This is a genomic window from Oculatella sp. FACHB-28, assembly GCF_014696015.1.
Lineage (GTDB): Bacteria > Cyanobacteriota > Cyanobacteriia > Elainellales > Elainellaceae > JAAUTN01.
The window spans coordinates 1-5,663 of the sequence record NZ_JACJPJ010000046.1 but is presented as its reverse complement, the minus strand read 5'-3'; the positions used below and the strand labels follow the sequence as shown (position 1 = coordinate 5,663).

Sequence of the window (5,663 nt, the reverse complement as noted above, 5' to 3'; positions counted from 1 at the left end):
TGAATTGAAAGATTTATTTCAAGCCATCTAATCGCAAATGGGAAAGAGGAAGCTTCTGATGATAAGAGGTGATGAAAAAAGCGGTGATCTGAGTACCCAGATCTGACAGTTTCGAGTAACTTTGCGATCGCAAAGTAGAAGGCCGGCTCTAACTTAAGTTAGACTCTCAACTCGATCGAAAGTACACCCTACAAACTCACGATGCCGCGTTTCACAGCAACAATCACCGCTTGGGTGCGATCGCTCACATCTAACTTATTCAAAATCCGATTGACATGAGATTTGACCGTGCCTTCACCGATGCTCAAAGCAGTCGTAATATCGGCATTACTCATCCCCTGTGCGAGTGAGCGGAGTACTGCTAGTTCTCGTTCACTCAGTTCTGGATTGCTGAGGCGCTGTACCAACTTTGCTCCCACATCGGGCGGAATATACTGCTGACCCCGATGAATGGTACGAATCGCATTCAGAAGCTCGTCCGGTTCAGTTTCTTTCAACAGATATCCTTTTGCGCCTGCCTGCAATCCCCGATAAATATCTTCGTCACTATCATACGTGGTCAGTACAATAATCCGAGCGGATTTAGCAGCAGCACAAATTGCACCGATGGCGGCAACTCCTTCCACTTCCGGCATTCGCAGATCCATCAGTGTGATATCCGGTTGGTGTTCCTCAAATAACGCGATCGCTTGTTCCCCATTCTCGGCTTGGGCAATCACTTGCATCTCTGGGTCACGGTTAATAATCGTGGCTAATCCTTGTCGAAAAATAGCATGATCGTCCGCAATCAGAACTCGAATTGGGGGTGTGGGGTGTGGGGTGTGAGATGTGGATTAGTCATTTCATCCTACACCCCAACGACTACGATAATCTCTGTTCCCTGCCCAGGTTGACTCCGAATCGTCAGTTGTGCGCCGATGCGCTCTGCCCGTTCGCTCATGCCGAGTAAGCCAAAACCCTTAGAGGACGGGATGCTTCCAACCCCAAAGCCCTGCCCATTGTCTCTCACGCGCAAGCAAACCTGGTCGCGATCGTAGGCTAGCTCCACTCGAATTTCGTCAGCATTGGCGTATTTGATCGCATTGGTTAATGCTTCCTGCCCCATCCGCAGTAGGTTATTCTCGACTTCAGTGGGGAGAGCATACGCTGTCCCCTTGACCTCATAATACAAAGTAGTATCGTTTGCAGCCGCTCTGATTTGAGCGACGAGACGATGGAGAGCGCTCTGTAAATTGCCTTCCTCCAAAAGCTGAGGACGGAGCGCGACGACCGATCGCCGTGCTTCAACCAGTCCAGTTCGCGCCAATTCTTTGATCAGGTCTAGATGTGCCCCAGTTGCTTCTACATCATCCGTGAGCACCTGTTTTGCCGCTCCCACCTGAGCCAGAATGCCTGTAAAGGACTGAGCGAGTGTGTCGTGTATCTCACGTGCCATGCGGTTGCGCTCCTCTAAAATTGAGGCTTCTTCTGCTTGCTTCAGCGCCGTAATATCTCGTGCCAGCCAAATCACCTGGTCGTAGTCGATTGGAGCAATGCGAGCCGAAAACCAGGCTTTTTGTTCAGCTATCTGCAAGCTGTACTCAACTGTGAGCATTTGTTGGGTTCTCAGTACTTGCCGAATGTAACTCAGGAATTCATCGGATTGTTCTTTTTCAAAAATCTGGTGCAGTGTTTGACCAATCTGCTCCTCAATAGGTCGATACAACCGATTCGGTTTCACTTCGACTGCTTCGACCAGTCGCCCTTCAGCAGTAAGGACAAACAGCGGATCGGGAATGGCTGAAACGAGTGCCCGCAGTTCTGCTTCAGAGGCTTGTAGGGATTGAGTTCGCTCTTCTACCTTCCTTTCCAATGTTTCGGTATAGTTTGCTAACTGTTCATATAACCGAGCATTCTCTAGTGAAATTGCTGCCTGAGCCATCAAAAGTTTGAGGACTTGTAAGCGATCGCGGGTAAACACTTCGGTACTAAGATTGTTCTCCAAATAAAGGATGCCAATCAGTTGACTTTGCTTGAGAATTGGCATACAAAGGAGCGATCGCGTCTGTTGGTGTTGAATATGAGGATCAGTCAAAAAAGATGGTTCGCTGACTGCATCATCAAACACCAGAGTTTCTTGAGTACGTTCTACTGAGTAAATGACGGGGACAGGAATCGTTGCACAGTCAGTAACAGCGATCTTTTCCAGGTTGCACTGTCTACTCCCACTGCACCGAGCCACCACAGTGAGTTGATCGTCTTCTAGGAGCACTAGAGCGCCTGTTTCGGCTCCGGCATTTTCTATCACCACCTGCATTAACGTGGCGATCAATTGATCGAGATGGATGATTTCTGAAAGAGCTTGAGCTGCTTTCATTACCGCAGCCAAATCGATCGCGCTGTCTAAGCGAGCAGAAGTAGTTCTAGAAGTTGTATGGATTGGCGTGTAGGTCACAACCGGTGATTGAGAAAAGAACTGCGGGTAGCGAGTTTCTAAATCTTTGACTTTTGCCATCGCTCCCCATCTTTCATAGCAGTAGTGTGCTTCTTTCATGTAGAGCTGGGCAAATTTTTCTCGACCTCGCGCTAGATAATGTTTAGCCGCTAATTCATAAGCTAATGCTTCTTCCTGAATATACTCATTTTCTCTGGCTCCTTGAATCGCTCGTTCATAAAACTCTTCAGCCTCAAAAAATTGCCCTAAGACTCGCGCTTTCTCTGCCTCGACTAGATAAAATTTATGTAAATAATTCATTGGGGCGTGTTCTGCCCATTTCTGCATTTTTTCTTGGTTGGTATTAACACAGTTTAGCCAAGCTACTTTTTCAGAGTTTGAAGCATCGAGCGATAGGCTCAAAAGCGCCATAGAATGATAGAAACAGAATACAGGTAGACTTATTATTGCTGACACCTCTTCAAAATGTTGCCTTGCCAAAACAGCAGTCTGTACAGCTTGATGGTGTTCTTCAAATAGATAACACAACATGACTTTGTGTAAATAGACTATTTGAATTACAGTTCTATCTTTAACTGCAATAGCGTGTGATAACGCCTCCTCTTCATCACACACCCGACCAACTAAGCGACTGGGATTCTCAGACCTATCTAACAAATTAAGAATGGTCTGCCACACTATTGCAAGCCAATTCGAGGGGCTTTTCCGTCTGATTTGATTAATCGCTTTGCTATAGGTTGCTGTTTTTTGTTCCAGTTGGGTGAGTTCCTCTCCAGCAGAAAACGAGTTATAGCATACGTTATAGGCAGCATAACCAGCACATTCAAAGTCTCCAGTTTCCACTCCACTTTGATAGGCATCAGCCAGCATTGGTATTATGTTCCTAAGATGCACCTTCCATTGCATGATATGGGTACCCGAAAACCTTAGGGTTCTAGCCTTGCCTCTTTTGTTATTCAATCGTTCTGCCGAGGTAAGAGCCAATTGACCAAATTTATAGCCGAGTTCAATGTCTTGAACAACTCCACATAGAACAAATCCGTAGGCAGCATAATACATCGGTGACCAGATAGCATTACCGTAGGTGATTGATAAACTTACCGTTCTGCATATAATCAATATCCACAGTGCTGGTAACGTTATAAATGCAGCAGACCCTATATTCGATAGGATTGTTATAGCTGCCAGTGGTTCTGGTGCAGCAATCTCTGGTAAATTACTCAAGTCTTCGATTTCTCGTTCAGCGAGTAATGCAGCCGTTGACTCCAATTCCCTTTGAATATCTGCCCGACTTGGATTTTCTATTAAATCTATTCCCAAGAGCTTTAACGCTTCCAATCCAGTTTTGAGTGTTTCTTTCAGGTTGCCCTGTGACAAATATCCTTGAATTCTGCTATCGTAAACCTGCACTTTGTCAACCACTGTTTTGGCACGAGCGAGTACCACTTCTACCAACTGTTCCATCTCATCAAAGCGACCCTGGAGATACGCCGCTTCTGCTGCTTCTGAGTACAACGCTAAGGTGAGATCATACTCACTCTGCCAACTCTCTGAATTGAGGAGTTGAATCCCTGTCGTGAAATACTTAAAAGCTGCTTCATAAGCCGTTGCTGCCTTTGCTTTCTGACCTGCCCTTAAATTCAATCTAGCAATTTCAGTTCGTTCTGCTCGAGCAGTGACTAGCTCAATTCCCTGATTGAGATGATCAATGATTTCAAACAACCGATCGGATCGTTGCTCTGGTGAAGTTTTTTCGAGCAAATTGCGACCGATTTGAAGATGAACAACCTGTTTCTGCGATTCATCAATCAAAGCATCAGCCGCTTGCTGCACGCGATCGTGCAGAAACTTATACTCTTGAACCAACAAACCTTCGTCCAAGTCAGACAGAGGTTGAATTAATCCCGCTTGTATTGCTGCTAGTAGATCCTGGAAAATTGCTTTCGGTGATTTTTCGCAAACGGTTCCTTCGGAGTTGCGCTCTGCGCTAAACGCCAACGTCTCTAAATCAAATTCAGCCCCGACACAAGCCGCGATGCAGAGATTTTGCTGTGTTGCTTCCGGCAATTTCTGCAACTGACGCAGCAGTAACTCCACCACATTATCGGTGATATCTTGAGCTTCAATCTCAGCCAGGTTCCACTGCCAACTCAACTGTTGGGCATCAAAGGTCAACAGGTTTTCGCCATACAGCAGCTTCAAAAATTCACCCACAAAGAAAGGGTTGCCCTCGGTTTTACGTGACACAGCTTGGGCTAAGGAACGAACGGTATCAGTATCAGGATTGCGATGTAATGTCTCAGCCACCAGTTGAGTCAACGGTTCCAACGTTAAAGGAGTCAGGGTAATTTCTTGAAGCTCTGCTCCCTGCTTTCGCAAGCTCTCCAGCATCAAAATTAATGAATGCGTTGGAGACACTTCATGATCTCGGTAGGCTCCGATCAAAAACAGATACTGGATTTGCTCATCAAGTAAGATGAGTTCAATTAACTTCAACGTCGCAGAATCGATCCACTGTAGATCGTCTAAAAAAATGACTAGGGGATGCTCTTTTGCACAAAACGCCCGCACAAACCTTTGAAACGTGAGATTGAAGCGATTCTGTGCTTCTGTTGCTCCAACTTTGGGCACAGGTGGCTGCTTACCAATAATGAACTCAACTTCGGGAATGACATCAATGATGATTTGCCCATTACTTCCCAAAGCAGTGAGTAGACGCGATCGCCATACTTCCACCTGTTCATTGGGTTCGCCCAAGAGTTGCTGCACCAACTTTTGCAGGGCATCGACAATCGCGCTGTAGGGAATATTGCGCCCAAATTGGTCAAATTTGCCAGAGATAAAATAGCCGTGCTTTGCGGTGATCGGTTTATGGAGTTCCTGCACCAATGCCGTTTTGCCAATGCCAGAATAACCAGAGACCAGCATCATTTCACTGCATGAGGGTGTAGGGTGTTTTTCCCGATTTCCGGCTCCCGATTCCCGATTCCCCGTCACTCTGTCAAACGCTACCCATAATGCTTCGATCTCCGCTTCTCGCCCATACAGTTTTTGAGGAATGCGGAACTGCTCGGAAACATCTTGCAGTCCCAACGATAGGGTGTTAATCTGACCCGTTTCTGCCAGTTGTTGGGCACAGCGCTCTAGATCTGCTTTGATACCCCAGGCACTTTGATAACGATCCTCTGCATTTTTTGCCATCAGTTTCATAATCAGGTTTGAAACAGGT

The 5,663-nt window shown here is 46.3% G+C and carries 2 protein-coding genes; both read right to left on the bottom strand.

Annotated features, from left to right (window positions below):
- Nucleotides 1-188 precede the first annotated feature (188 nt).
- On the bottom strand, nt 189-800 hold the full coding sequence (locus H6F88_RS08370; protein ID WP_190642297.1) for a response regulator: 612 nt from the start codon (nt 798-800) through the stop codon (nt 189-191).
- A 47-nt stretch (nt 801-847) separates the two neighbouring features.
- A partial coding sequence (locus tag H6F88_RS08365) for an AAA family ATPase (protein ID WP_190642296.1) occupies nt 848-5,663 on the bottom strand: 4,816 nt, incomplete at its 5' end.